Below are 25,033 nucleotides of genomic sequence, written 5' to 3'. Positions count from 1 at the left end.
CCTGGAATCCTGCAACCGGCGTGTACCTCGAACAACTTTCGCTGACAGACTTCCGCAGTTACGCCCAGGTTGACCTCAGCCTGGAACCCGGTGTCACGGTGCTTGTGGGCTCCAACGGCATCGGCAAGACCAACCTGATGGAAGCCATCGGCTACTTGGCCACGCTGAGCTCGCACCGGGTCAGCACCGATGCCCCGCTGCTGCGGTTCGGCACCGAGCGTGCAATGATCCGCGCCAAACTGGTCCGCGGCGAACAGTCCACCGTGCTGGAGCTGGAAATCAACGGCGGCCGCGCCAACCGGGCACGCATCAACCGAAGCAACCCGGTCCGGGCCAGGGACATCCTGGGGATCTGCCAGACGGTTCTCTTTGCCCCGGAAGACCTCGCCCTGGTCAAGGGCGATCCGTCCAACCGGCGCCGTTTCCTGGATGAGCTCCTGGTCAGCCTCGTTCCCCGGCACGCCGCCACGCGCGGCGACTATGACCGGGTGCTGAAACAGCGCAACGCGCTGCTCAAATCCGGCCGTTCCGGCAAGTTCACCGCCGGCCACGAGGCAACGCTTGATGTCTGGGACCAGCACATGGCTCGGGCCGGAGCGGAACTCCTGCACGCCCGGCTTGAGCTGGTGGAACTGCTGCAGCCGCATCTTAGGAACGCCTACGCCCAGCTCACTGACGGGTCCAAGGAGGCCGGAGCGGTCTACCGCTCCACCTTGCAGGGGGTGCTCGACGACGACGGCGAAGCGTCAGCGGGCGGAGCCGCTGACGCCCCGGCCAGCCTCGAGGACCTCCGCCGGCTGAGTGTGGAGGAACTCACCGAACGCTACATCCAAGCGTTCGCGGCCTCGCGCCGCAAGGAACTGGAACGCGGAATCTCGCTCGTGGGCCCGCACCGCGACGAGCTGGAACTGGTCCTGGGGCAGGCACCCGCCAAGGGGTATGCCTCGCACGGGGAAACGTGGTCCATGTGCCTGTCCCTGCGCCTTGCCTCGTACTATGTGATGCTGGACGACGCACGCACCGGCGGCTCCGCTCCGATCCTGATCCTTGATGACGTTTTTGCCGAACTGGACGTCCAGCGGCGGCGTAAACTGGCGGCAATAGTATCCGGCGCGGAACAGGTCCTGGTGACCGCCGCCGTCGAGGAGGACATCCCGGCAGAATTGGCCGGACGGCGGGTGAAGGTCATTCCGGGAGGAATCGATGAGCCGGACATGCGATGAATAAGGATACCGACGGCGGCCTGCAGCCGGGCCGCGACCCCGATGACATCGACGCCGCCCAGGCAGCTTTGAACCGGATGCGCGATGCCGCGGCAGCCCGGGGAGAAATCCGCCGGAAGGCGCCCCCAAGGCCGGGCAGCACCCAAAAGCCGGCCCGCAGTGCCGGCACCCGCGGATTCAGCCAGTTCCACGGCACCGGACGGGACCCGCTGGGGCTCGGCAAGGTGGTGGGACGGCTCGTCGCGGAACGGGGCTGGAGCTCACCTGTGGCTGTCGGTTCCGTAATGGCGCAATGGCCGGCCCTGGTGGGACCGGAAATTTCCGCACACTGCACACCGGAGAGCTTTACCGACACGACCCTCCACGTGCGCTGCGATTCCACGGCCTGGGCCACCCAGCTGCGCCTGCTCAGTTTGAGTCTGCTGGAAAAATTCCGCATAGAACTGGGTGAGGGCGTCGTGACCAGCTTTCAGGTGCTCGGTCCCGCGGCGCCAAGCTGGCGCAAGGGTGCCCGGACGGTCAACGGCCGCGGCCCGCGCGACACCTACGGATAGCCCGCGGCGCGGTCCGCGGTCCAGTCAGCACCGCCGGGTATGAAGCACTTCTTCCAAGACTATTGAAAAATCCGCAAGCGCCGTGTAGGGCGCTCCAACGCCCCAGACGCGTATAGGAACCCAACCGGAGGACCCCGGGAGCCGTGCAGCCGGAGCCAACGGCCTCTCAGCGGCACTTTAGCTGCCGTTTGGGCCTCTGGAATGCGGGAATCCGTCCTATAACACGGTAGAATCGTGGTAGATAACTGGGCGCCGGTGAAACGTCGACTGAGTCCGTTTCCGACGCAATTTCTTTGCGCGGAATTGGCTGAGGCGATCCATGCAGCGGTGCCAACAGTGACGTGCCTGTTGGCGGTAACCGTTCCTCTTCGGAAGCGGCGACGGCCGGCCTTCAACGAACATAGAGGAGTCGAAAGCGCCTGTGGCTAACGACAATACAGATTTCCCGGCAGCGGACCCAGCGGCGGAAGGTGCTTCAGCGGCCACCCCTGCGGAGGCGGTGACCCCCCGCGAGTACGGCGCCAGCGACATCACGGTGCTTGAGGGCCTGGAGGCGGTTCGGAAACGCCCCGGCATGTACATCGGTTCCACCGGTCCGCGCGGCCTGCACCACCTGGTCTATGAAGTCGTGGACAACTCGGTCGATGAAGCGCTGGCCGGGTACTGCACGCACATCGAGATCGTCCTGCAGGCCGACGGCGGCGTCAAGGTCGTCGACAACGGCCGCGGCATCCCCGTGGACATGCACCCCACCGAGCACAAGCCCACGGTGGAGGTTGTCATGACCATCCTGCACGCCGGCGGAAAGTTCGGCGGCGGCGGATACGCGGTCTCCGGCGGCCTGCACGGCGTCGGTATTTCGGTGGTGAACGCGCTCTCCAGCCGCGTTGACACTGAGGTGCGCCGGCAGGGCCACGTCTGGCGGATGTCCTTCGCCGACGGCGGCAAGCCCCAGGGCAGCCTGGTCAAGGGCGAGGAAACCCAGGAAACCGGAACCACCCAGACGTTCTACCCGGACGGCACCATCTTCGAATCCACCGAGTTCGATTTTGAGACCCTGCGGGCCCGCTTCCAACAGATGGCGTTCCTGAACAAGGGACTGCGCATCACGTTGACCGACGAGCGCCGCGCGGCCGCGGAGCCGTCCGACGATGACGACCTGGATCTCGACGTCGTCGAGACCGAAGGTGAAGTCCCCGCGGAGTTCCACACCGTGGTGTACCAGTACGACGACGGCTTGCTGGACTACGTGAAGCACCTGAACTCCGGCAAAAAGGTCGACGTCGTCCACGAGGACGTCATCGCCTTCGAAACCGAGGACACGGAACGGCACATCGCCCTGGAAATGGCGATGCAGTGGACCAACGCCTATTCCGAGAGCGTCCACACCTACGCCAACACCATCAACACCCACGAGGGCGGAACCCACGAAGAGGGTTTCCGCGCCGCGATGACCTCGCTCATCAACCGCTACGCGCGGGAGAAGAGCATCATCAAGGAAAAGGACGACAACCTCACCGGCGACGACATCCGCGAAGGCCTGACCGCAGTCATCTCGGTCAAGCTCGCCGAACCGCAGTTCGAGGGTCAGACCAAGACCAAGCTCGGCAACTCCGAGGTCAAGGGCTTCGTGCAGCGCGTCGTCACCGACGGTCTCGGCGACTGGCTGGAACGCAACCCCGGCCCGGCCCGCGACGTGATCCGCAAGGCCATCTCCGCGGCCCAGGCCCGGATGGCCGCCCGCAAGGCGCGCGACAACGCGCGCCGCAAGAGCCCGCTGGAATCGTTCGGCATGCCCGGCAAGCTGTCCGACTGCTCCTCCAAGGACCCGCAGAAGTGCGAGGTCTACCTCGTGGAGGGTGACTCGGCCGGCGGGTCGGCCAAGCGCGGGCGCAACCCCGAGACCCAGGCCATCCTGCCGCTGCGCGGCAAGATCCTGAACGTCGAGCGTGCCCGGCTCGACAAAGCCCTCGGCAATGCCGAAGTCCAGTCCATGATCACCGCGTTCGGCACCGGCATCGGCGAGGACTTCGACCTGGCCAAGCTCCGGTACCACAAGATCGTCCTGATGGCCGATGCCGACGTCGACGGCCAGCACATCACCACGCTGCTGATGACGCTGCTGTTCCGCTACATGCGCCCGCTGATCGAGAACGGCTACGTCTATCTGGCCCAGCCGCCGCTGTACCGGATCAAGTGGTCCAACGCCCCGCACGACTACGTCTACAGCGACCGGGAACGCGACGCGAAGCTGGTCTCCGGCCAAGCCGCCGGCCGCCGTATCCCCAAGGACAACGGCATCCAGCGCTACAAGGGCCTCGGCGAGATGGACTACACGGAACTCTGGGACACCACCATGGACCCGGACCACCGCACCCTCCTGCAGGTCACCATGGACGACGCCCTGGCGGCGGACCAGACCTTCTCCGTCCTGATGGGCGAGGACGTCGAATCCCGCCGAAACTTCATTCAGCAGAACGCCAAGGACGTTCGGTTCCTCGATATCTAGCGGCCAAGGCCCTAAATATTCCAGAACCGATATATACCTGAAACGGAAAATATAGACTATGAGTGACGAAACACCCGAGGTTCCAGCCGCATCCGGCGCGGAACCCGTGCTCGAAGGCACCGTTCTTGACACCGATGTGCTGACCGACCGCGTCGAACAGGTTGACCTGCAGACCGAAATGCAGCGCTCCTACCTCGACTACGCCATGGCCGTCATCGTCGGACGAGCGCTGCCGGACGTCCGCGACGGACTCAAGCCCGTCCACCGCCGCGTGCTGTACGCGATGTTCGACGGCGGCTACCGCCCCGACCGGTCCTTCAACAAGTGTGCCCGCGTGGTCGGCGAGGTCATGGGCCAGTACCACCCGCACGGCGACACCGCGATCTACGACGCCCTGGTCCGCCTGATCCAGGACTGGACCATGCGCTACCCGCTGGCACTCGGCCAGGGTAACTTCGGTTCGCCCGGCAACGACGGCGCCGCGGCTCCCCGGTACACCGAAACCAAGATGGCACCGCTGGCCATGGAAATGGTCCGGGACATTGATGAGGAAACCGTTGATTTCCAGGACAACTACGACGGCAAGAACCAGGAACCGACCATTCTGCCGGCGCGTTTCCCGAACCTGCTGGTTAACGGTTCGTCCGGCATCGCCGTCGGCATGGCCACCAACATTCCGCCGCACAACCTCCGTGAGGTTGCCGACGGCGTCCAGTGGTACCTGGCCAACCCGACCGCCAGCCGCGAAGAGCTGCTCGAAGAACTGATCCAGCGGATCAAGGGTCCCGACTTCCCGACCGGCGCCACGATCCTGGGCCACAAGGGCATCGAGGACGCTTACCGGACCGGCCGCGGCTCCATCACCATGCGCGCCGTCGTCAACGTCGAGGAACTCCAGGGCCGCACCTGCCTCGTGGTCACCGAGCTGCCGTACCAAGCCAACCCGGACAACCTGGCGATCAAGATTGCCGAACTCGTCAAGGACGGCAAGATTTCCGGCATCGCCGACCTCCGCGACGAGACCTCGGGCCGCACCGGCCAGCGCCTCGTCATTGTGCTCAAGCGCGACGCCGTCGCCAAGGTGGTGCTGAACAACCTCTACAAGCACACCCAGCTGCAGGACAACTTCGCGGCGAACATGCTTGCAATCGTCGACGGGGTTCCGCGCACGCTCAGCCTCGACGCGTTTATCCGGCACTGGGTCACGCACCAGATGGACGTCATCGCCCGGCGCACCCGGTACCGCCTGCGCAAGGCGGAGGAGGAAGCGCACATCCTGCGCGCCCTCCTCAAAGCGCTGGACGCGCTGGACGAGGTCATCGCCCTGATCCGTGCCTCCACCACCACCGAAGCGGCCCGCGACGGCCTGATGGAACTGCTGGACATCGACGAACTGCAGGCCCGGGCCATCCTGGATATGCAGCTGCGCCGGCTTGCCGCCCTGGAGCGGCAGAAGATCCAGGACCGCCACTCGGAACTCGAAGCCCTGATCGCCGAATACAACTCGATCCTTGCCTCCGAGGAGCGCCAGCGCGAGATCATCAGCACCGAGCTGGCCGAAATTGTGGCCAAGCACGGCGACGACCGCAAGACCAAGGTCCTGATGGGCTACGACGGCGACATGTCGATCGAGGATCTGATCCCCGAAGAGGAAATGGTCGTCACGATCACCCGGGGCGGCTACGTCAAGCGCACCCGCAGCGACAACTACCGGTCGCAGCAGCGCGGCGGCAAGGGCATCAAGGGCGCCCAGCTGCGCGGCGACGACGTCGTGGAGCACTTCTTCGTCACCACCACGCACCACTGGCTGCTGTTCTTCACGAACCTGGGCCGCGTGTACCGTGCCAAGGCGTACGAACTGGTGGAAGCGGCCCGCGACGCCAAGGGCCAGCACGTGGCGAACCTGTTGGCCTTCCAGCCGGACGAGCACATCGCCCAGGTGCTGGACCTGCGCGACTACCAGCACGCCCCGTACCTGGTGCTCGCCACCAAGCGCGGCCTGGTCAAGAAGACGCGGCTGGAGGACTACGACACCAACCGCTCCGCCGGCGTGATCGCCATCAACCTGCGCGACGGCGATGAGCTGGTCTCGGCACAGCTGGTGTCCGAAACGGATGACCTGATGCTGGTCTCCCGCAAGGGCCAGTCGATCCGCTTCACGGCCACGGATGAGGCACTGCGCCCGATGGGCCGGGCAACGTCCGGCGTCACCGGAATGAAGTTCCGCGAGGACGACGAACTGCTGGCGGCCGACGTCGTACAGGACGGATCGTTCGTCTTCATCGTCACCGAAGGCGGCTTCGCCAAGCGGACCGCGGTGGAGGAATACCGTCTCCAGGGCCGCGGTGGACTCGGCATCAAGGTCGGCAAGTACCAGGAAGAACGCGGACACCTCGTCGGTGCCCTGATCGTCAACGAGGAAGACGAAGTCCTGGTGGTCATGGAAGGAGGCAAGGTGGTCCGCTCCTCCGTGACCGGGGTCCCCGCAAAGGGCCGCGACACCATGGGCGTGATCTTTGCCAAACCGGACAAGAACGACCGCATCATCGCGGTGGCCCGCAACAGCGAACGCGGCCTCGAGACCGACGAAACAGCCCTCGAAAGCGGCGATGAAAGTCGGGCTACGGAGCAGGATGACGTAACGTTGGCTGGAGAGACCGGATCACACGAGGGGTCCGCAGAGACAGAATCAGTACCGGCCCCGGAGTCAGATGAGTCATCAGGCCATGCCGAGCTGGACGAAGACAATACCGGAGGTAACGCGTGAGCAATTCCGACTCATATCCCAAGTCGAGCAGCGGCCCCGGCGGGATGCGGCAGCCGGCTGCCGCCCCGCGGGTGAACGCCCCGTCGCGTCCGCAGCAGCGACCGGCCGGCGCCGTCCCCGGCCAGCGTCCCGCTGTCCCAGGACAGCGGCCGGCCGCTCCGGGCCAGCGTCCCGCAGCAGCCGGACAGCGACCGGAAGCCTCCGGCCAGCGCCCTGCCCAGGGAACTCCGGGACTGGTTAAGCCGGCGCCGAAGGCGAAAGTCCGCCGCGCGCGCCTGCTGATCAGCAAGGTCGACCCCTGGTCCGTGCTCAAGATGGCTTTCCTGCTCTCGGTGGCGCTCGGCATCGTGACCGTCGTCGCCGCGATCGTGCTCTGGACCGTCCTGGACCTGACCGGCATTTTCGACCAGGTGGACGGGCTCCTCGGAACCCTGGCCGGCTCCGAAAGCGGCGGCTTCGAACTGAAGAAGGTCGCCTCCCTCGGCCAGGTTGCCTCCTTCGCGGTGATCATCGCGGTGATCAACGTGGTGCTGCTGACGGCCCTGTCGATGCTTTCGGCGGTGCTGTACAACATCGCTGCCACCCTCGTGGGCGGCATCGGCGTCACCCTTACGGACGACTAGAACCCGTAGTTTTCCCGGATATTCTCCGGGGAAATGCCTCGATTTGAGATCGGGCCGGGATGTGCTGTAAAGTCATATCTCGGCCCGATGAGGCATCGGGGCGTATAGCTCAGGCGGTTAGAGCGCTTCGCTGATAACGAAGAGGTCCCAGGTTCAAGTCCTGGTACGCCCACGGAACCTGTACTGGTTCCTGTAAAGGTCCACGTGAAACTGGACCGGAACGGGGTGCATGTGAAGAAGTTGCTGGTTGTTGCAGCCACGATCGCAGGCGTCCTGCTCTACAGGAAGGTGCAGGAATCCGAAGCCCGGAAGGCAGTCTGGAGCGAGTCGACCGACACGGTTGATTAGCCCGGAACCCCGGCAGGAAAGCTGGCAACGGCTCTCCGGCAGCGGGGTATGATTGACGGGTTGCTTCTTATGGGGGCATGGCGCAATTGGTAGCGCACCTGCTTTGCAAGCAGGGGGTTCGGGGTTCGAGTCCCCGTGCCTCCACCATAGGAAAGGTCCCGGCCAGCGGAAACGCTGGCCGGGACCTTTTGCGTTAAGCCCTCGAGGCTTCCCGTAACGGGCCGGCGCGGAACCTGGACGCCCCCGCCGGCACACTACTGTTGGAGCGTGAACTTCTTCCTCGCCGCCCTCGGCGTGCTGGGTGTCGCCTCCTCCGGCCCGTTGATCGCCGCCACCCTGGGCGCCACGTCCGTCAGCGCCCTCGCAATCGCTTTCTGGCGCAACGCCATCGGAGCGGCCGTGATGGCCGGGCCCGTGCTGGTTCGCCAGCCCCGCCAGTTCGGCCGGGTCACGGGCAGCGAGTTCCGCTGGTCGCTGGCGGCCGCGGTGGCACTGGCACTGCACTTCGCCTGCTTCATCACGTCCCTGCAGCTCACGTCGGTGGCGGCAGCGACCGCCCTGGTCTGCCTGCAGTCGGGCTGGATCGCCGTGTTCCAGCTCTTCCGCGGGGTCCGGCACCGCTGGCAGGTCCTCGCCGGCCTCGGCCTCGCTTTCGGCGGTGTTGTGGCCATCACCGGCTTTGACATGGGCAGCTCGCCGCAAGCCCTGGTTGGGGATCTTCTCGCCGTTGCCGGGGGCGTGCTGGCGGGCATCTACACGCTGGCCGGCGGCAAGGCCCGCCAGACCATGGGCACCGGCGTCTACACGACACTCTGCTACGGCATGTGTGCCGCCGTCGTGGCGGTGCTGGCCCTGGCCACCGGGCAGCCGCTCGCGGGCTTCGACGCGACCGGCTGGCTGGGCATCCTGGCCATCACCGTCTGCGCGCAGCTGGTGGGCCACACGGCGTTCAACCACCTGCTCGCCACGATGAGCCCGTTGCTGGTTTCAATGATCATCCTGCTGGAGATCCCGGGGGCGGCGCTGCTGGCGGCGGCCTTCCTGGGCGAGACGCTGCCGGCCGGAACCTATGCCGGCCTGGGCATGATCCTGGTGGGACTCGCCGTCGTCGTGATGGGCCAGCGACGCTCCCGCGCGGTGCGGCGTGCTGCCGCCCGGCTGGCGGAGCTGGGGACGGACTGACGACGGCGGCGGCCGCGGGTGCGCCGGCGAGCCTTACGGGCCCTACTGGCCGCCGCGGCGGGCCGGCTGGGCCGTGTTGACGGTGTGGATGGCGCGCAGCAGCTTCGCCGGGAAGTACACCGAGAAGAAGACCACCATGGGCGCTTTCAGAGCCATTTTCTTGACGTTGTGCGCCTTGTAGGTGCGGTCGAAGCGTGTGACGTAGTAACGGTAGTCGCGGGGCGAATCCTCGAGCCGGCGCGCTGACATCCCGGACACCATCTGCGGCCAGTACTGGATCCGCAGCTCGTGGTCGGCAAGGTGAAGGGAGAGATCGATGTCCTCATGCATCTCATCCTTCTCATCGCGGCAGGTCTCCAGCCGAATGGTCTCCCACGCGGAACGGCGCAGGGCCATGTTGGAGCCGAAGAGGAAGTGGTACTGGTGTTTGGCCAGCTTGAGCATGAGCTGGCGCATCTTGTCGTCGGCCTTAAGGCCGAAGCGTCGCATTGGCATGTCGTAGTAGACAACGGGCCCGGTGGCGGCATGCACTGACGCGTCCGCGAAGGCCTGCTGGACCTGTTCCACCCAGTCCGGTTCCAGCACCGAGTCGGCGTCGATCCTGCCCAGGACATCCCCGCTGGCGTGGTCCAGGCCGAAGTTCCGGGTCGGGATGAGGCCCTGGTCTGTGTCCTGGCTGAGCAGGATGATCGGGCTCTCCGGGTACTCCAGCTGCATCTGGCGGACGATCTCCGCGGTGCGGTCCTTAGACATGTTGTCCACCACGATGATCTCGTGCGCCGGGACGGACTGGTAGACGGCGGCAATCAGGCACTGCCGGATGACGCTTTCCTCGTTGTACGCCGGAATAACGATGGAGACAGCCGGGGGCTGCTCAGCATCGTGTGGGGCATCCACAGAGGGTTCATCGGGTGACATCCCCCCAAATTTAGCACCTGCACCGTTCTTGCGGCCTGTTGACGGGCATCCCGGGCGGCTAAAGGCAAACCAAAAGGAGGGACCCCGCCGGCAGCGGAACCCCTCCTTGAAGTGCAGTCCTCAGGCTGCCGGCTGGTTCACCGGCAGACCAGGAGCTACTTGGTCTTGTCGTCGCCGTTCAGGCTCGCTGCGATATTGCGAACCGCGGTCTTGGCGTCGGTCGCAACCTTCGCGGAGGAATCCCCCGACTTGGCTGCAGCGGCGTCAGCGGCATCCGCCGAAGCCTCGGCCGCCTTGTCGGCTGCGGCAACCGTCGCGTCGGCGGCGTCGCTGACGCTTTCCTTCACGGTCTCCTTGACGTCGCTGACCGTAGTGGCCGGAACTGGGGCCGGAGTCACGGGCGTGACCGGGGCCGGCGTCTTCCACGGGTCCTCGATCGGCTTGGATGCCTTCCAGGCGGCGACGCCGGCGGCCACGGCCGCGGCGATGACGCCGAAGATAAGGAAGCCGCGGTGCTTGGGCTTCTGCGGCTTGCCAAGCTCACCGGTGACGGCACGGCTGGCTTCGGCGGCGGCGGCCTTGATCTGCTGGCCGGCGGACTGCGCCTGCCCCTGGATGTTGTGGACAACACCGGAGTCAACCAGCCGCTGTGCCACAGCGTCCACGTGTGCCGGTGCGCCTTCCAGGGTGCGGTGCACGGCGTCGGAGGCGTGGCCGATCTGGTCCGAAAGCTTGGGCAGGTATTCGACGACGACGCGGTCACGGGCGTTGGCGATCACCGGGGTGGCCTTGTCCAGGGCATCGTGCAGCCGGGGGGTGGCGCTTTCGACGGCATCGTGGATCTTCGGCGCCAACTGGGCCAGCCCGTCCTGAATGCGGGGGGTCACAGTGGCCACGCCGTCGGCCAGGTTGTGGGCCGCCGACTTGAGGCCCTCCTGGATCTTGGGAGAAGCGGTGTCCAGGCCCTGCTGCAGACGCGGAACAGCCCAGTCGACTGCTGCTTCGACCCGCGGGCCTGCCCAGTCCTTGGCGTTTTCTACTGCGGTGCTGACTGACTGCTCCAGCTCACGGGCAATACGATCCGTTTTCTTCACAACTACCTCCCGATTAATGTGACGGTTCTGCAGTTAGCCTACGTGTCCGGGACCCCACCGGCTATTCTCAGGCCCGATTTCGGCTGGATTTCACCCAGCGCGGAACTGACTCTGCGGCCCTGTGCGCGAACCCCTGCCGTGGAAGAATAGGGCCATGACTGCCATCGCAACCGCAAAAGCAACCATTCACACGAGCCTGGGCGACATCGTCGTCAACCTCTTCGGTAACCACGCGCCCAAGACCGTCAAGAACTTCGTCGGCCTGGCCACCGGTGAGCAGGCCTGGACCCACCCGGAAACCGGTGAGGACAAGACCGGCACGCCGCTCTACAACGGCACCATCTTCCACCGCATCATCAAGGACTTCATGATCCAGGCCGGCGACCCGCTGGGCCGTGGCGTCGGCGGGCCGGGCTACAAGTTCGACGACGAAATCCACCCGGAGCTGACCTTCAACGAGCCCTACAAGCTGGCCATGGCCAACGCGGGCATCCAGATGGGCCGCGGCACGAACGGATCCCAGTTCTTCATCACCACCATCCCGACCGGCTGGCTGCAGGGCAAGCACAGCATCTTCGGCGAGGTCGCGGACGATGAGTCCAAGAAGGTCGTCGACGCCATCGAAGGTGTCCGCACGGGCATGGGCGACCGCCCGGTCGAGGACGTCGTCATCAACAGCATTGACGTAGAACAGCTCTAGCCCACGCCATGAGCTACGGAATTCCGGCGGCAGAGCCGTCCGCGCAGATCCCGGTGTGCCCCCGGCACCCGGACCGGCCCGCCTACGTGCGGTGCCAGCGGTGCGGGCGCCCTGCGTGCCCCGACTGCCAGCGGGCGGCCGCCGTCGGATTCCAGTGTGTTGACTGTGTCAACGAAACCAAACGTACGACGCCGACGGCCCGCTCGGTCTACGGCGGCGCCGCCGCCCTGGGGAAGCCGCTGGCCACCTTAGGGATCATCGCAGCCTGTGTCCTCGTCTACGTGCTGCAGTGGATAGTTCCCAACGACGGGATCTACCAGAACTTCGCCTTCGCCACGGTCTACGCCAACCCCGCCTACGGCGCCTTCGAACCTTGGCGGATGCTGACCTCGGCCTTCCTTCACTCGCAAGGCTTCATCCTCCACATCGTGCTCAACATGTACATGCTGTGGATGTTCGGCCAGGCGCTGGAACCCCTCCTCGGGCGTGTCCGCTTCCTGGCGCTCTATCTCTTGTCAGCCGTTGGCGGATCCGTAGGCTATCTGCTGCTGACACCGGCCTACGCACCGGGCCAGGCCCTCACCGGCGTTGTCGGTGCCTCCGGCGCCATCTTCGGCCTTTTCGGCGCCATGCTGGTGGTCCAGCGCCACCGCGGCGGCGACACCAGGCAACTATGGGTCCTGATCGCCATCAACGGCGTCATTGGCTTTGTCATCCCCCAGATCGCCTGGCAGGCCCACCTTGGCGGCCTCATCACTGGAGCGCTGAGCGCCGCGGTGATCGCCTACGTTCCGCGGGGCCGTCGCCAAGGGCTCCTTCAGGCCGCCGGACTTGCCGTGGTGCTGTGCCTGCTCGTCGCAGCCACCGCCCTGCACGCCGCGGCCACCTCGCTGCCGGCCTAGGCGACCCGCTCTGCGCTAGGGCCGTGGGTTTCCGCTACGGTTCCGGACGGAGGCGCCCCGGGTCCGGGATGCGCCGGTCCAAAACCGCCGCGCTTTTCCGTAAGCCCTGCCCCCGTATGTTACGCGCCATCTCCGGCGTGAAACTTTTCCACAGGGGTTATCCACATTGTTGGTAACTTACATGCCTGTAGTTCAACCGACGATGCCGGATCTGACCGCCACAGCTGGCAAATCCCGCGCAGCCCACCCGCCACTCTCCACACCTGTGGATAACTTGCTGGGGACCGCCTGTGGTTAAGTGGACAACCTCCGGCCGGACCCAGCGCGCCCGGGGACTCTCCGCGCGGACCCGCCACAACCGTCAGCCCAGGCGGACCCGTCTCCCCCGGCCAGCCCCTGCTCCAGCCGCTGCTGCCGCCGTCAGCCGCCAGGGCCGGAAACACCCTTCCAGGCCCTCCCAGTCCTGCACGCCAGGGGAGCCTAAGCGACTGCGATCGCGGGAGGGGTCCTATTTATCTGATTTATAGGCCGTTATTCACAGGGTTGTTCACATTGTTAATAACTTGATCCTCTGAGTTTCGCCGTGGAAAACGCGCCATTCCGGGCTTTTCCGGGGCTGCCGGGCGACGGCCAGCGGCCACTTATCCCCAGCTGTGGATAAGTTGTGGGTAGCGGCCTGTTATTAAGTGGACAAGTATCCCAAGGCACACCCGATGCAACCCGGTGCACAGAGTGGAGAGCTGGGCGACGGCGCAACCGGCCTGGCAATGGGTCGAAGGCGGCCACACTCGGCTCCGACTGCGGTTATCCACAGACCGTCCACAGTGTTAATAACTTACAGGTCTGTGATTCAGCGGAGGGACCGGGTCTCTATCCCCTGATTTGGGTGCGCGGGCGGGCCAGCGCGGACCGTTTTCCCCGGGCCGCGATCCGCCCGGGGTATCAACAGGCTGTGGATAACTTTGGGCTGCTTGTGCACAGCTGTGGACCCGGTGGGCTGCGACTAGCGGAGCCAGACGCCCGAGGTGCCGCGCCGGTGGCTGTCGAGCAGATGGGTGTCGACCATCCCGATGGCCTCCATCAGGGCGTACATCGTGGTGGGGCCGACAAACACGAAGCCGCGCTTGCGCAGGGCCTTGGACAACGCGACCGACTCCGGGGAGCTCGTGGGAATCTCTGTCAGGGCCGTCGGCTCCGGGGTGCTGTCAGGCTGGAAGCCCCAGACGAAGTCCACCAGCCCCCCGTCGTCCCTGAGGTCCACAGTGGCCTGGGCATTGGTGATCGTTGCCCGGATCTTGAGCCGGTTGCGGACAATGCCGGCGTCCTGCAGCAGGCGCTCGACGTCGTCCTCGGTAAAGGCGGCCACTGTCTCAGGGTGGAAGTCGGCGAACGCGGCGCGGAAGGCGGGGCGCTTGCGGAGGATCGTCGCCCAGGACAGGCCGGCCTGGAACGCCTCGAGGCTGATCCGTTCGTAGAGCCCCTGTTCGTCCCGGACCGGGAGCCCCCACTCGCTGTCGTAGTAGTCGCGCAGGAGCGGGTCTGTGGCTGCCCAGGCCGGCCGGGTCAATCCATCGTCGCCGATGATGCAGCCACTGACGTCGGGGGTCATCTGGAATCCTTTGCTGGAGAGTTTGCCTTCCAGCATTATCGCCCGACCAGCCGACGCTAACGGCGCGGGCTTAACGCAGCAGGCCGGCACACTCTGTGTGCCGGCCTGCTGCGAAGGGGAATGCGGGGTTCAGGAACGCCAACGCGTGGTCATCAGGAAGCCGACGATGGCGATGCCGAATCCGGCGACGATGTTCCACGACGCCCACTCCCTGACCGGGAGGGTGCCTTCGCTGATGTAGAAGGTGATGATCCACAGCAGTCCGATGATCATCAGGCCGAACATCACCGGCTTGAACCAGACGGGGTTGGGCTTATAGGCCTGCGTCGCAGAAGTCTGCTGCGCGACGCTGGCAGTCCTCTTTCGCGGCTTCGACTCGGGCACGGGTCCTCCTTGGCGGGCTGGATGAGGAGCGGGTGCCTCGGCTTGATATCCTGCAAGAAAAGGAACAGCCGGCGGTCAACGCGCTCTTGGTGGAGTTTGAAATCCTAATCGCAGCCAATTCTAGCTGTAGTTAAGGCCACACTCCGCCCGCTGCGAACGCCCAGAGGAGAGGCCACGGTGCTGCAGGAGAAGGCGGAATCCCTGGCCGCGCCTGCGCGGGGCGGCGGCGAAGTTCCGCGGAGCGCGGTGTCCCGCGCCCTTCAAGTTGCCGGGGAGTTGCTCCTGACGGCAGGGGTGGTCCTGCTGCTGTTTGTCGCCTGGCAGCTTTGGTGGACCAACCTCGACGCCGATGCCCGGCAACGCGAGGTCGTCAAGGATTTCGCGCGGGAGCTAAACGGACCGGGCGCCCCCCGGCCCAGTGGCGCGAGCACCGGCGTGGACGGTTCGGCCGGCCCTGCCTCCGCCGGCCCGGGTCCAGCCCCTGTCGCTTCCGAGCCGGCAGCCGGCACTACGATCGGCGTCGTTTACGTGCCGCGCTTCGGCGCCGGGTACACGCGGCCCGTCGTGCAGGGAACCACGCCCGAGGTACTGGACTCGCTGGGGCTCGGACACTACGACGGCACCGCGATGCCCGGCGCGGCGGGAAACTTTGCGCTGGCGGGGCACCGGCAGACCCATGGAGCTGTCCTGGACAATATCGACTCCTTGGTCCCGGGCGACAGGATCTACGTGCAGACCCGGGAGGGCTACTACGTCTACCGGTTCCGCAACAGCGAGATCGTTCTGCCTTCCGCCACGGACGTCCTGCTGCCTGTCCCGGCGCAGCCCTCGGCCAAACCGACGGAAAGCTACCTCACCATGACCAGCTGCAACCCGCGCTTCGGTTCGCAGGAGCGGATCATCGCCTATTCCCTGCTGGAGCGCTGGCAGCCCGCTTCCGCGGGGCCACCGGCCGAAATAGCAGCCCAGGTGGCCCGCACCCTCGGGGAGGGTTAGACGATGTACGGATGGATCTTCCGCGGGCTTCCCGGACCGCTATGGCTGCGTATCGTCACATCGCTGGTGTTGCTGGCCGGCGTGCTGGTATTGATGGTTCAGTTCCTTTTTCCCTGGATGGCGCAATTCAGCCCGTTCACTGATTCGACGATTGGCTTAGCAAGGCACCCATGAGCACAACCAAAATCTTGGTCGTAGACAACTACGACAGCTTTGTCTACACCCTGGTCGGCTACCTCCAGGAGCTCGGCGCGGAGACAACCGTGGTCCGCAACGACGACGTGACGCTTGCCGAGGCGATCGAGATGGCCGAAGCCCGCGACGGCGTCCTGGTCTCGCCCGGACCCGGTGCGCCGGCCGACGCAGGTGTCTGCATCGAGCTGATCAAGTGGTGCGGCAGCCACAACAAGCCCATGCTGGGCGTCTGCCTCGGACACCAGGCGCTGGCGGAGGCCTACGGCGGGCGCGTTACGCACGCCCCCGAACTGATGCACGGCAAGACCTCGCTCGTCGAACACCACGGGACCAGCGTCTTCAGCGGCCTGCCGTCGCCGTTCACGGCGACGCGGTATCACTCCCTCGCCGCCGTGCGGGAAAGCATCCCGGAGATCCTGGAGATCACCGCTGAGACGGCCACCGGCGTCGTGATGGGACTGCAGCACCGCGCGGCACCGCTCTGCGGCGTCCAGTTCCACCCCGAGTCGGTGCTCACCGAGGGCGGCTACCTGATGCTCGGGAACTGGCTTGAGTCACTGGGCATGGCGGGGGCCGCGGCGCGGGCGGCGGCCCTGAGCCCGCTCATCCAGCACTGAACCCGGCGCGCTGCTAGGCGCCGGGCCCCAGCAGCTTGCCGACGCCTTCCGTGACGTCCGTCTGGGTCGGCGAAGGTGTGGGCGAAGGGGTCGGCGTCGGCGGGGGCGGAGGCGGCGGGGCCTTTGCCACGGTTACGGTAATCGCCTTGCCCTGCTCGACGGCGGCTTGCGCGGCGTCGCTTTGCGCCGTCACCTTGCCCGGCTGGACCTGCGTGTTTTCGACTTCCTTGATGATGGCGAGGAGGCCGACTTTCTTCAGTGCAGCCTGCGCCTCCGCCTTCGGAAGGCCGATGAGCTGCGGCACCGCAACCTTGCCGGTGGACACGATGAGTTCCACCGTGCTGTCCACGGCCACGGTCTGCGCCGGCGCCGGGTTGGTCGTGATGACGATGCCCGCCGGCACATTGGGGCTGTTGTCCAGGGTGGTTTTCGGGGCACCGGTCAGCCCTATCCGGCGCAGCTCGTCCCGGGCATCCGCCTCGGTCCGGCCCGGCAGGTCCGCGGGGATGGTGATCACACTGGGGCCCTCGGAGATATTGAGGGTGATCTCGGAATTGCTTTCCAGCGAGCTCCCGGCCGTGGGCACGGTGCCGACGGCGATGCCCTTGGGGACGGTCTCGTGCTGGATGCGCTTCAACTGGGGCTTGAGCCCGGCGTTGTAGAGCCTTTGCAGCGCCTCGGATTCGGTCAGCGACGTCACCGCGGGGACGTCCACCTTGGCTATGGGCGCAGGCCGCTGGTTGACCATGTTGTAGAGCCACAGGCCGCCTCCGGCCAATACCAGCAGCGTGAAGATCAGCAGCGTCGCCGTCCACATCCGGCGGCGGGACTTTTGCCGGGGGGTGGGTTCGCGTTCGGCCGGAAGGCTCAGCTCGAGACTGTCGGTGTCGGGGTGACCGTGCGGGGCCGAGCCGGACTGGGCGAGTGCCTCGTCCTCCGCGGCGGTCTGTTGCGGCGTGATGCGGCCGGAAGGGACGTCATCGAGGAACTTGGCCCCGGTCAAGGCGAAGGCGGCCGTGGGCGGCGCCTGCTCCGTGCCCGCGACCGTGTTGTTCGGGTCTGTCGGCGCCTCACTGGCCGGCAGGGCCGCCACGGCGACGCCGCTGCGGGCCGCCCGGAGCGCGCGCCGGAATGCAGCCGCGTCCTGGAACCGGTCGGCCCGGTTCTTTTGCAGGGCTTTGGCCAGCACGCTGTCCAGCGCCGCGGAAACCTCAGGGTTCAGGCTGCTGGCCGGTTCCGGAATCTCACGCACATGCTGGTAAGCGACCGAGACCGGGCTGTCGCCGACGAACGGCGGGCGTCCGGTCAGCATCTCGTAGAGCAGGCAACCGGCCGAGTACAGGTCGCTGCGCGCGTCGACTGTTTCGCCGCGTGCCTGTTCGGGAGAGAGGTACTGGGCCGTTCCCACCACGGCCTGCGTCTGCGTCATGGTCGCAGAGGAGTCGGCCATGGCGCGGGCAATCCCGAAGTCCATCACCTTCACGCTGTTCGAATCCGGGCAGAACATGACGTTGGCCGGTTTGATGTCGCGGTGCACGATCCCGGCCTTGTGGCTGTAATCGAGGGCGGCCAAAACCCCCAGCGAGAAGTCTATGGCCTGGTCGATCGTGACTTCCTTGGCCCTGATCAGGTCGCGGATGGTCTTGCCCGAGACGTACTCCATCACGATGTACGGCACCCGCACGGTGTCGTCGTGGCCACCGGGGACGGCATGGTCCCCGGTGTCGAAGACGGCGACGATGGAAGGGTGGTTCAGCGCCGCGACGGCCTGGGCCTCACGCTTGAACCGGGCCTGGAACTGCGGGTCCCGCGCCAGGTCCGGGCGGAGCAGCTTGATGGCCACGGTTCGTCCCAGCCGGGTATCAATCCCGCGGAACACGTCTGCCATCCCGCCGCGGCCAATCAGCTCACCCAGCTCATAGCGCCCGCTGAGGACGCGCTGGGCCGACGCCGGGCTGCTGTCCTCCCGGTGCGATGGAGTGCGGGGTGAAGTGGACACGGGCGCCTACTTGGTGGTGCTGACGCTCGGCGAGGGAGAGTCCGAGACGGGCGCCGGCGCGGTGGCAAGGTGATAGGTGACCACGGAACCGGCGGGGACCTTCTCGCCTGATCCCGGCTCGGAACTGACAAAGGTGCCCTCCTGCTGCGTTCCGTCGCCTTCGACCGGAGCACCCTTCTGCCAGCGCAGCCCGGCCCCCTCGATCGCGCGCTGGACGGCTGCCTCGCTGGCCCCCGTTTCCAGCGTCGGAACGGTAACCTTCTCCGGTCCCTTGGAGTAGCTCACCGTGATGGTTTCACCCGGCTGTACGGGGCCGGAGGGATCGATGTCGATCACCGTGTCGGGGGCGGAGGGGTCCGCGATGGGGTTGCCCTTGACCTGAAGGCCCAGGCCGTTCAGCTCCGCCCGGACATCGTTATAGGGGCGGCCCTTGTATGCATCCGGAATCAGGTTGATGGCGGCCGGCGTCGACTCGGTTGGCGTGGCCGAGCTGCTGGAGGGGCTGGGGCTCGGGCTCTTGGACGTCGGCGCGGCGCTTGTCGTACTGGCCTTGGCGCTGGAGCTGGTGGCGGCCGGGGACGAGGGGAACAGGATCCCGGCCTGCGACAGGACCACTCCCACCAAGGCAAACAGAACGAGCAGGATCAGGGCGATCAGCGGCCAGGTCCAGGGGCTGCGGCCTTTCCGCCGTGGCTCTTCCTCTTCCGGTTCGTAGCCGTCATAGTCCTCTTCCTCAGGTATCCAGCTGCGTTCCGCGGCCAGCGCATCCGCGCGGGACAGGGCACTGCGTGCGCCGTGTCCGCTTGCCGCGGCGGCCCCGGCCGCCAGCCCGGCTGCGGCACCCGCGCCGGCGGCGCCGATCACCGGCAGCGCCGACGTCGACTTGTCCTCAGCCGCGCTGGCGCCGATGACACCCGTCGCTGCGGTGGGGACGTTCACCGGTGCGGTAATGGGGCCGGTGGCTGCTTCGAAGAGGAGCATGCCCGGAACGGCCGCGTGCGCGGCCGCGATGTCGCCGTTGCGGATGGCATCGGACGCTTCGGCGAGCTTGATCGCATCGGCCGGGCGATTCTTGGGGTCCTTGGCCAGCATCGACATCAGGAGCGCGCGGACCGGCCTGGGCAGGCTGTCCGGCAATGGCGGCGGGGCGTCGTTGACCTGGGCCAGCGCAATCGCAATCTGGGATTCGCCGGAGAACGGACGGTGCCCCGTGAGGCATTCGTAGCCGATCACGCCGAGCGAGTAGATGTCGGAGGCGCCGGTCGCGGTCTGCCCGGTGGCCTGTTCCGGGGCGAGGTACTGGGCCGTGCCCATCACCTGGCCCGTCTGCGTCAGCGGAACCTGGTCGGCCAGCCGCGCGATGCCGAAGTCGGTGACCTTGACCCGGCCGTCCGGGGTGATGAGCAGGTTGCCTGGCTTGATGTCCCGGTGCACCAGGCCCTGGGCGTGGGCGACGGACAAGGCCCGTGCCGTCTGGGAGATCATCGACAGGGTGCGGTCCGGTGAGAGCACCTGCTCATGCTCGATGATGCTGCTGAGCGGCTGTCCGGGAACGAGTTCCATGACGAGATAGGCGGAGCCTTCTTCCTCGCCGTAGTCAAAAACGTTGGCGATGCCCACGTGGTTCAGCAGGGCGGTGTGCCGCGCTTCGGCCCGGAAACGCTGGAGGAAACCCGGGTCGCCGGTGTATTCCTCCTTGAGGACCTTGATCGCGACGATCCGGCCAAGGATCAGGTCCTTGGCCTTCCAGACTTCTCCCATGCCGCCGATCGCAATGCGTGTGGTCAGCTGGAATCTGCCGCCGAGGGTGATTCCCGATGTAGGCCTCACTTATTCAACACCGCCTCAAAAATCTTCTTCGCGTTCGGACTGGTTAGATTTGCGCCGGTGGTGATGTCCACGCCCTGCATGACAATCGTGACGGCCACTTGCGGGTCATTCGCCGGGGCGAACCCGGTAAACCATGAATTGTTCAGGCCCGTGCCGAGCTCGGCCGTGCCGGTCTTGCCTGCCACCTCGACGCCGGGCACCGCGGCGCCGCGGGCGATGCCTTCGCTGACGACGCTGGTCATCCATTCGCTGATCTGGCGGGCGATTTCCGGGCTCGTGGAGGTCCGGAGTGCCTCGGGCTTGGGCTCGTTGAGAATCCGCAGATCGGGGGACCGCAGGGCCTTGATCAGGTTGGGCTTCATCTGAACGCCGCCGTTCGCGATGGCCGCGGTCATCATGTTGATCTGCAGCGGCGTGGCACGGACATCCCGCTGGCCGATGGCCGACTGCGCCAGCCCGGCGTCGTCCAGCGGCTCGCTCGGGAAAGTGCTCTTTGCCATCTGGAGCTTCAGCTGGTTGCCGAAGTCCTGCCCGAAGCCGAACTTGCTGGCTTGTTCTTCGATCGCCTTCTGGCCCAGGTCGATAGCGATGCTGGCGAACGGGGTGTTGCAGGACTGCTGGAGGGCGAACGCGAACGAGGCGGTGTTCCGGGTGTAGCAGTTGCCGCCGGCGTAGTTCGGCAGCTTGTACTGGATCCCCGGGAACGGCATCTCGGCCGGGTTGGGCAGCACGCTGTCCTTGTTGTACTTGCCGGAACCCAGGGCCGCCGCCGTGTCGATGATCTTGAAAACGGACCCCGGAGCCAGCAGCGCGCCGGTGGGACCGCTCACTGACTGGTTCAGGTTGATGCCCGGGATCTTGTTCAGCTTGGTGATGTTCGCCGCTTCGGCGTCGGAATCCTGGGTGGCCACCAGATTGGGGTCATACGAGGGCTTGGACACCATGGCCAGGATCGCACCGGTCTTCGGGTTGGACACCACGATCGATCCGCGCTGGCCCTCGGGGATCAGGTCATAGGCAAGCTTCTGGATTTTCGGATCCAGGGTCAGCTCGACTGAGGCGCCCTTGGGCTGGTTGCCGAGGAACAGCTGGCCGACCCGGTCCAGGAACAACTGGTCCGAGCTGCCGGCGAGCTGTTCGTTCATGGCCAGTTCCATGCCCGTCAGGCCGTAGTTCTTCGAAAAATAGCCGGTGATGCCGGCGTAGAGCTCCGGCTGCGCGTAGCTGCGCTGGAACTGGCAGCTCTCGCTGCCCGCCACGGACTGCGCCACCGGCTTGCCGCCGACGATGATGGCACCGCGGTCGTTGCAGTAGTTCTGCAGCAAGGTGCGCTTGTTCCACGCGTTGGCTTTGAGTTCATCGGCGCCCACCACCTGGACATAGCTGAGCGCACCGAAGATCAGCGCGAACATCGCGATCGCGGCGATCCAGGAGTTGCGAATGGCCTGGTTCACGGGAGTTTCACCGCCTCGGTGGGAGCGTCTGGACTGGTGCTGGTGCCGCGGGCCGGTGCCGTGGCAGGCTTCGGCGGCATGGCCGGAGTCTCATTCTGCAGCCCAGGATCCTGGCCCGGCGGGAGGGGCGTGGTGTCCACCGGCCCGCGTGCGGTGTGCGAGATCATCAGCAGCAGGCCAACGATGATCCAGTTCGCCAGCAGGGAGGAGCCGCCGGCCGCCAGGAAAGGCGTCGTCAGGCCGGTCAGCGGGATCAGGCGCGTGACGCCGCCGATCACCACGAAGCACTGCAGGGCGATGGCGAAGGACAATCCGGTGGCGAGCAGTTTGCCGAACGCGTCCCGGGTTCCGAGCGCGGCGCGGAAACCGCGGGTGAAGAGCAGCAGATACATCAGCACGATCGCAAAGACGCCGATCAGCCCGAGTTCCTCGCCGAAGGAGGCGACGATCATGTCGCTGTTGGCGAACGGGACGAGGTTGGGGCGGCCCTGGCCGAGGCCGGTGCCGACGAGGCCGCCGTTGGCCATGCCGAAGAGCCCTTCGACGATCTGCCGGCTGCCGCCGAATTCCCGCCCGTAGACCTCCTCGGTGAACGCATTGAGCCAGCCGTCGATCCGCAGTGCCACGTGCGAGAAGACCTTGGACGCCACGAAGCCGCCGGCCACCATCAGGACGACGCCGATGATCACCCAGCTGATCCTGCTGGTGGCGACGTAGATCATCACCAGGAACAGGCCGAAGAACAGGATCGAGGTGCCGAGGTCGCGCTGGAAGATCAGCACGCCAATGCTGCCCAGCCAGGCGGTGATCATGGGGCCCATGTCCTTGAACCGGGGGAACTGAAGGGGCCCGATCTTGCGTCCGGCCAGCAGGATGAGGTCCCGGTTGGAGGAAAGGTAGCCGGCGAAGAAGATGGCAAGGGTGATCTTCGCTATTTCGCCGGGCTGGAAGGTCATGGACCCGAGTTTGATCCAGACACTCGCGCCCAGAACCTCGCCGGCGGAGATCCCCGGGACCAGCGGCAGGATCAGCAGCACCGCGCTGACCGCGAGGGAAATGTACGTGAAGCGGCGCAGGATCCGGTGGTCCTTCAGGAACCAGATGACGGCGATGGCCACGGCCATCGCCACCAGGGTCCAGCGCAGCTGGTTGTTGCCGGTGTCTTCCCCGACGCGGTCGAGGCGGTGGATCATTGCCAGGCCAAGGCCGTTAAGCGCGACGACCAGGGGAAGTATTACCGGATCGGCATATTTTGCGCGGATGCGGAGCACCAGATGGAAGGCCAGCGCCGCGGCCGTGAGCAGGCCGGACTGGAACCAGAAATCGGTGTCGAAGGCCTTCTGCCGGTCGACGCCGACGAGGGCGTTGGCACCGATCCCCACCGCGAGGGCAAGGACCAGCAGCACCAGCTCGGCGTTGCGGCGCGGCTTGGGCGTGGGATCGATCGGCGTCATTTGCCCCCCTCGCAGTAACTCGGCGACGGCGAGGGCGTCGGGGTCGGGGAAGCCGATTTGGAACGGGCGGCCGCGCCGGATGTGGCCCGCCCGGTCGCGCTGGCGCTCGGCGTGGGGGAGGGGGTCAGGCACTCGTCGGCCGGCGCCGTCGTGCCGGTGCGCTCAAGGTTCTTGACGATCCGTTGAGCGTCGTAGAGGTCCCGCGCGGGAACGGTCTGGCGTACACGCTGCTGCGAGAACTCTGGCAGGTCAGACATCCGGATATCGGTCACCGTCTCGAGGGTGGAAAGCGGAATGGGGCCCAAGCGCTGGGAAACCCCGTTGAAAATGGCAACTCGCTGATCGTGCTCCCCGATGTAGTACCGGGTCTGCGTCCAGGCATAGCCAAGCCAGAGGCCGATACCCAGCACGGCCACGATCGCCGCGGCGATGGAGATTGTCAGCCAGCGCCGGCGCCTGACCGGCGGTTTGTACTCGTCGGCGTCTTCCCTGTCCGGCTCCGCCTTGTGCGTCAACACCGTTGCGGCCCGGCGGGCCACCGTGCGGCCAGCGATGGAGGGGATGGAGCCGGAGGCCGCGGCGGAGGCCGCCGCGCCGACGAGTTCATGCGGACGGGTTGAGAGTTCCTCACGCAGGACTTCGGCGGACAGGTGCTCGCCGAGATGCGGATCGGTGGAGGGCTCTGGCTCCTTGGCCGGGCCGGCGGCCTCCTCCGGGGTTTTGTCTGATCTGCCGGCCGAGTTGTCGTCTTTGGCGCTCTCGGAAGCCTTGCCGGCATAGGTGCTGCCGGTGCTGCCGGCACTGCCGGCCGGTGGTGCGGTCTTCGATGCCAGTGCTGTCGCGGCGACAACTGCCGGGACGACCTGGACGGCGGCGGTGTTCACGTCGTCGGGCGTCTGTTCCGCGATGTCCACCATGACGACCGTCACGTTGTCCGGGGAGCCGGCCTCCAGGGTGAGGTCTACAAGCTTTTCGGCGCACTCGCGCAGGCTCTTGGTCTCCCGGACCGTGCGCTCAACGACGTGGCCGGCAACGTAGTTCAGCCCGTCGGAGCAGAGCAGCCAGCGTTCCCCGGGTTCGACGTCGAGGACGTCCAGATCGAGTTCCGGGCTGGCGTCGACGTCGCCGAGGACACGCATGAGCACGTTCTTGTGCGGGTGCGTTTCGGCCTCTTCGGGGCGCAGCCGGCCCTCGTCGATGAGCCGCTGGACGAAGGTGTGGTCCACGCTGACCTGCTCGAACTTGCCGTTGCGCAGCCGGTAGGCGCGCGAATCGCCGATGTGCGCGAAGTGGAGCTTGCCTCCGGCCAGCAGCAGCGCGGTCACGGTGGTCCCCATGCCGGCGAGTTTCGGGTTCATGTGCACCAGCTCGGAGAGGAGCGAGTTGGCGGTCTGGATCTCGTCAGCCAGGACGGTGTCGGCCTCGCCGGCCTCCGCGTCGTAGTCATCGCGGTCCAAATGGATCATGTCCAGGACGGTGGCGGCGGATGCCACGTCACCGCCGGCGTGCCCGCCCATGCCGTCCGCGACGACGGCGAGGTGGCGGCCGACGTAGGCGGAGTCATCGTTTTTCGCGCGCACGCGGCCGACGTCGGAGCGCGCGGCGTAGCGCATGATGAGCGGCCGCTTCGGGGCAGTTGCTGCCTTGTCTGCGGGGGATTCGGGGGCAGCCATGG

General features: G+C 66.4%; 21 protein-coding genes and 2 tRNA genes. 14 read left to right on the top strand and 9 right to left on the bottom strand.

Annotation, left to right across the window (positions count from 1 at the left end; genetic code table 11):
- The first annotated feature begins 20 nt into the window (after positions 1-20).
- The 9 genes from recF (at position 21) to AB4Y91_RS14450 (ending at position 9,206) form a co-directional block, all read left to right on the top strand.
- Positions 21-1,223 carry a DNA replication/repair protein RecF gene (gene recF, locus AB4Y91_RS14490; RefSeq protein WP_441419132.1) on the top strand — a complete coding sequence of 401 codons (1,203 nt, stop codon included), beginning with the start codon at positions 21-23 and terminating at the stop codon, positions 1,221-1,223.
- Positions 1,220-1,777 (top strand): DUF721 domain-containing protein, encoded by a 558-nt coding sequence (locus tag AB4Y91_RS14485; protein WP_441419131.1) that lies wholly within the window; start codon positions 1,220-1,222, stop codon positions 1,775-1,777. Before recF ends, AB4Y91_RS14485 begins: the two co-directional genes overlap by 4 nt.
- A 421-nt stretch (positions 1,778-2,198) precedes the next feature.
- Entirely contained in the window at positions 2,199-4,286 is a 2,088-nt protein-coding gene (gene gyrB / locus AB4Y91_RS14480) for a DNA topoisomerase (ATP-hydrolyzing) subunit B (protein ID WP_441419130.1), read from the top strand.
- A 58-nt stretch (positions 4,287-4,344) separates the two neighbouring features.
- Positions 4,345-7,053, top strand: a complete 2,709-nt coding sequence (gyrA, locus tag AB4Y91_RS14475) for a DNA gyrase subunit A (protein WP_441419129.1) — start codon at positions 4,345-4,347, stop codon at positions 7,051-7,053.
- Positions 7,050-7,676 (top strand): DUF3566 domain-containing protein, encoded by a 627-nt coding sequence (locus AB4Y91_RS14470; RefSeq protein ID WP_441419128.1) that lies wholly within the window; start codon positions 7,050-7,052, stop codon positions 7,674-7,676. The genes gyrA and AB4Y91_RS14470 overlap by 4 nt, the downstream gene beginning before the upstream one ends.
- Positions 7,677-7,774: 98 nt before the next feature.
- A tRNA-Ile gene (locus tag AB4Y91_RS14465) sits at positions 7,775-7,848 on the top strand.
- Positions 7,849-7,880: 32 nt separating this feature from the next.
- Positions 7,881-8,024 carry a DLW-39 family protein gene (locus AB4Y91_RS14460; RefSeq protein ID WP_175322972.1) on the top strand — a complete coding sequence of 48 codons (144 nt, stop codon included), beginning with the start codon at positions 7,881-7,883 and terminating at the stop codon, positions 8,022-8,024.
- A gap of 71 nt (positions 8,025-8,095) precedes the next feature.
- A tRNA-Ala gene (locus AB4Y91_RS14455) sits at positions 8,096-8,171 on the top strand.
- A 120-nt stretch (positions 8,172-8,291) separates the two neighbouring features.
- Entirely contained in the window at positions 8,292-9,206 is a 915-nt protein-coding gene (locus AB4Y91_RS14450; protein WP_441419127.1) for a DMT family transporter, read from the top strand.
- Positions 9,207-9,248: 42 nt separating this feature from the next.
- On the opposite strand, the gene AB4Y91_RS14445 is transcribed toward AB4Y91_RS14450, so the two are convergent.
- Together AB4Y91_RS14445 and AB4Y91_RS14440 are read right to left on the bottom strand one after the other, a co-directional pair.
- Positions 9,249-10,124 (bottom strand): glycosyltransferase, encoded by an 876-nt coding sequence (locus AB4Y91_RS14445; RefSeq protein WP_441419126.1) that lies wholly within the window; start codon positions 10,122-10,124, stop codon positions 9,249-9,251.
- A gap of 155 nt (positions 10,125-10,279) precedes the next feature.
- Entirely contained in the window at positions 10,280-11,218 is a 939-nt protein-coding gene (locus tag AB4Y91_RS14440) for a hypothetical protein (protein ID WP_441419125.1), read from the bottom strand.
- 154 nt (positions 11,219-11,372) lie between these two features.
- Between AB4Y91_RS14440 and AB4Y91_RS14435 the strand changes: the two genes are divergently transcribed.
- Both AB4Y91_RS14435 and AB4Y91_RS14430 read left to right on the top strand, forming a co-directional pair.
- Entirely contained in the window at positions 11,373-11,918 is a 546-nt protein-coding gene (locus tag AB4Y91_RS14435) for a peptidylprolyl isomerase (RefSeq protein ID WP_441419124.1), read from the top strand.
- Between the two features lie 8 nt (positions 11,919-11,926).
- Positions 11,927-12,820 carry a rhomboid family intramembrane serine protease gene (locus AB4Y91_RS14430; RefSeq protein WP_441419123.1) on the top strand — a complete coding sequence of 298 codons (894 nt, stop codon included), beginning with the start codon at positions 11,927-11,929 and terminating at the stop codon, positions 12,818-12,820.
- Between the two features lie 1,003 nt (positions 12,821-13,823).
- Here AB4Y91_RS14430 and AB4Y91_RS14425 read toward each other — a convergent pair.
- Together AB4Y91_RS14425 and AB4Y91_RS14420 are read right to left on the bottom strand one after the other, a co-directional pair.
- Positions 13,824-14,429, bottom strand: a complete 606-nt coding sequence (locus AB4Y91_RS14425; RefSeq protein WP_441419122.1) for a DNA-3-methyladenine glycosylase I — start codon at positions 14,427-14,429, stop codon at positions 13,824-13,826.
- A gap of 129 nt (positions 14,430-14,558) precedes the next feature.
- Positions 14,559-14,813 carry a cell division protein CrgA gene (locus tag AB4Y91_RS14420; protein WP_441419121.1) on the bottom strand — a complete coding sequence of 85 codons (255 nt, stop codon included), beginning with the start codon at positions 14,811-14,813 and terminating at the stop codon, positions 14,559-14,561.
- A 180-nt stretch (positions 14,814-14,993) separates the two neighbouring features.
- Between AB4Y91_RS14420 and AB4Y91_RS14415 the strand changes: the two genes are divergently transcribed.
- Genes AB4Y91_RS14415 through AB4Y91_RS14405 form a run of 3 tightly spaced genes read left to right on the top strand, consistent with a single transcriptional unit; the run spans position 14,994 to position 16,621 of the window.
- Positions 14,994-15,809 (top strand): class E sortase, encoded by an 816-nt coding sequence (locus AB4Y91_RS14415; protein ID WP_441419180.1) that lies wholly within the window; start codon positions 14,994-14,996, stop codon positions 15,807-15,809.
- Between the two features lie 3 nt (positions 15,810-15,812).
- Entirely contained in the window at positions 15,813-15,983 is a 171-nt protein-coding gene (locus AB4Y91_RS14410) for a hypothetical protein (protein ID WP_441419120.1), read from the top strand.
- Positions 15,980-16,621, top strand: a complete 642-nt coding sequence (locus AB4Y91_RS14405) for an anthranilate synthase component II (RefSeq protein ID WP_441419119.1) — start codon at positions 15,980-15,982, stop codon at positions 16,619-16,621. Before AB4Y91_RS14410 ends, AB4Y91_RS14405 begins: the two co-directional genes overlap by 4 nt.
- A gap of 13 nt (positions 16,622-16,634) precedes the next feature.
- On the opposite strand, the gene pknB is transcribed toward AB4Y91_RS14405, so the two are convergent.
- From pknB to AB4Y91_RS14380, 5 genes are read right to left on the bottom strand one after another with little or no spacing between them, the layout of a single operon-like run.
- On the bottom strand, positions 16,635-18,620 hold the full coding sequence (pknB, locus tag AB4Y91_RS14400; protein ID WP_441419118.1) for a Stk1 family PASTA domain-containing Ser/Thr kinase: 1,986 nt from the start codon (positions 18,618-18,620) through the stop codon (positions 16,635-16,637).
- Between the two features lie 6 nt (positions 18,621-18,626).
- Positions 18,627-20,450: a protein kinase domain-containing protein gene (locus tag AB4Y91_RS14395; RefSeq protein ID WP_441419117.1), complete on the bottom strand. Its 1,824-nt coding sequence runs from the start codon at positions 20,448-20,450 to the stop codon at positions 18,627-18,629.
- The gene (locus AB4Y91_RS14390; protein WP_441419116.1) at positions 20,447-21,904 is read right to left on the bottom strand and encodes a peptidoglycan D,D-transpeptidase FtsI family protein; all 1,458 of its coding nucleotides are present in this window, start codon (positions 21,902-21,904) and stop codon (positions 20,447-20,449) included. The genes AB4Y91_RS14395 and AB4Y91_RS14390 overlap by 4 nt, the downstream gene beginning before the upstream one ends.
- The gene (locus tag AB4Y91_RS14385) at positions 21,901-23,358 is read right to left on the bottom strand and encodes an FtsW/RodA/SpoVE family cell cycle protein (RefSeq protein WP_441419115.1); all 1,458 of its coding nucleotides are present in this window, start codon (positions 23,356-23,358) and stop codon (positions 21,901-21,903) included. Before AB4Y91_RS14385 ends, AB4Y91_RS14390 begins: the two co-directional genes overlap by 4 nt.
- Entirely contained in the window at positions 23,355-25,031 is a 1,677-nt protein-coding gene (locus tag AB4Y91_RS14380) for a PP2C family protein-serine/threonine phosphatase (protein ID WP_441419114.1), read from the bottom strand. The genes AB4Y91_RS14385 and AB4Y91_RS14380 overlap by 4 nt, the downstream gene beginning before the upstream one ends.
- Between the last annotated feature and the right edge of the window lie 2 nt (positions 25,032-25,033).

The sequence above is a fragment of the Arthrobacter sp. YAF16 genome (genome assembly GCF_052113385.1).
In the GTDB taxonomy this organism is placed as follows: domain Bacteria; phylum Actinomycetota; class Actinomycetes; order Actinomycetales; family Micrococcaceae; genus Arthrobacter.
The sequence above is the reverse complement of the archived record's forward strand: the minus strand, read 5'-3'. Positions and strand labels throughout refer to the sequence as shown.

Bases quoted from the DNA above. Each gene is read 5' to 3' on its own strand.
- AB4Y91_RS14430 (WP_441419123.1), top strand. From the start codon at position 11,927: ATGAGCTACGGAATTCCGGCGGCAGAGCCGTCCGCGCAGATCCCGGTG.
- AB4Y91_RS14410 (WP_441419120.1), top strand. From the start codon at position 15,813: ATGTACGGATGGATCTTCCGCGGGCTTCCCGGACCGCTATGGCTGCGT.
- AB4Y91_RS14380 (WP_441419114.1), bottom strand. From the start codon at position 25,031: ATGGCTGCCCCCGAATCCCCCGCAGACAAGGCAGCAACTGCCCCGAAG.
- AB4Y91_RS14405 (WP_441419119.1), top strand. From the start codon at position 15,980: ATGAGCACAACCAAAATCTTGGTCGTAGACAACTACGACAGCTTTGTC.
- AB4Y91_RS14485 (WP_441419131.1), top strand. From the start codon at position 1,220: ATGAATAAGGATACCGACGGCGGCCTGCAGCCGGGCCGCGACCCCGAT.
- AB4Y91_RS14445 (WP_441419126.1), bottom strand. From the start codon at position 10,124: ATGTCACCCGATGAACCCTCTGTGGATGCCCCACACGATGCTGAGCAG.
- AB4Y91_RS14385 (WP_441419115.1), bottom strand. From the start codon at position 23,358: ATGACGCCGATCGATCCCACGCCCAAGCCGCGCCGCAACGCCGAGCTG.
- AB4Y91_RS14435 (WP_441419124.1), top strand. From the start codon at position 11,373: ATGACTGCCATCGCAACCGCAAAAGCAACCATTCACACGAGCCTGGGC.
- AB4Y91_RS14425 (WP_441419122.1), bottom strand. From the start codon at position 14,429: ATGACCCCCGACGTCAGTGGCTGCATCATCGGCGACGATGGATTGACC.
- gyrA (WP_441419129.1), top strand. From the start codon at position 4,345: ATGAGTGACGAAACACCCGAGGTTCCAGCCGCATCCGGCGCGGAACCC.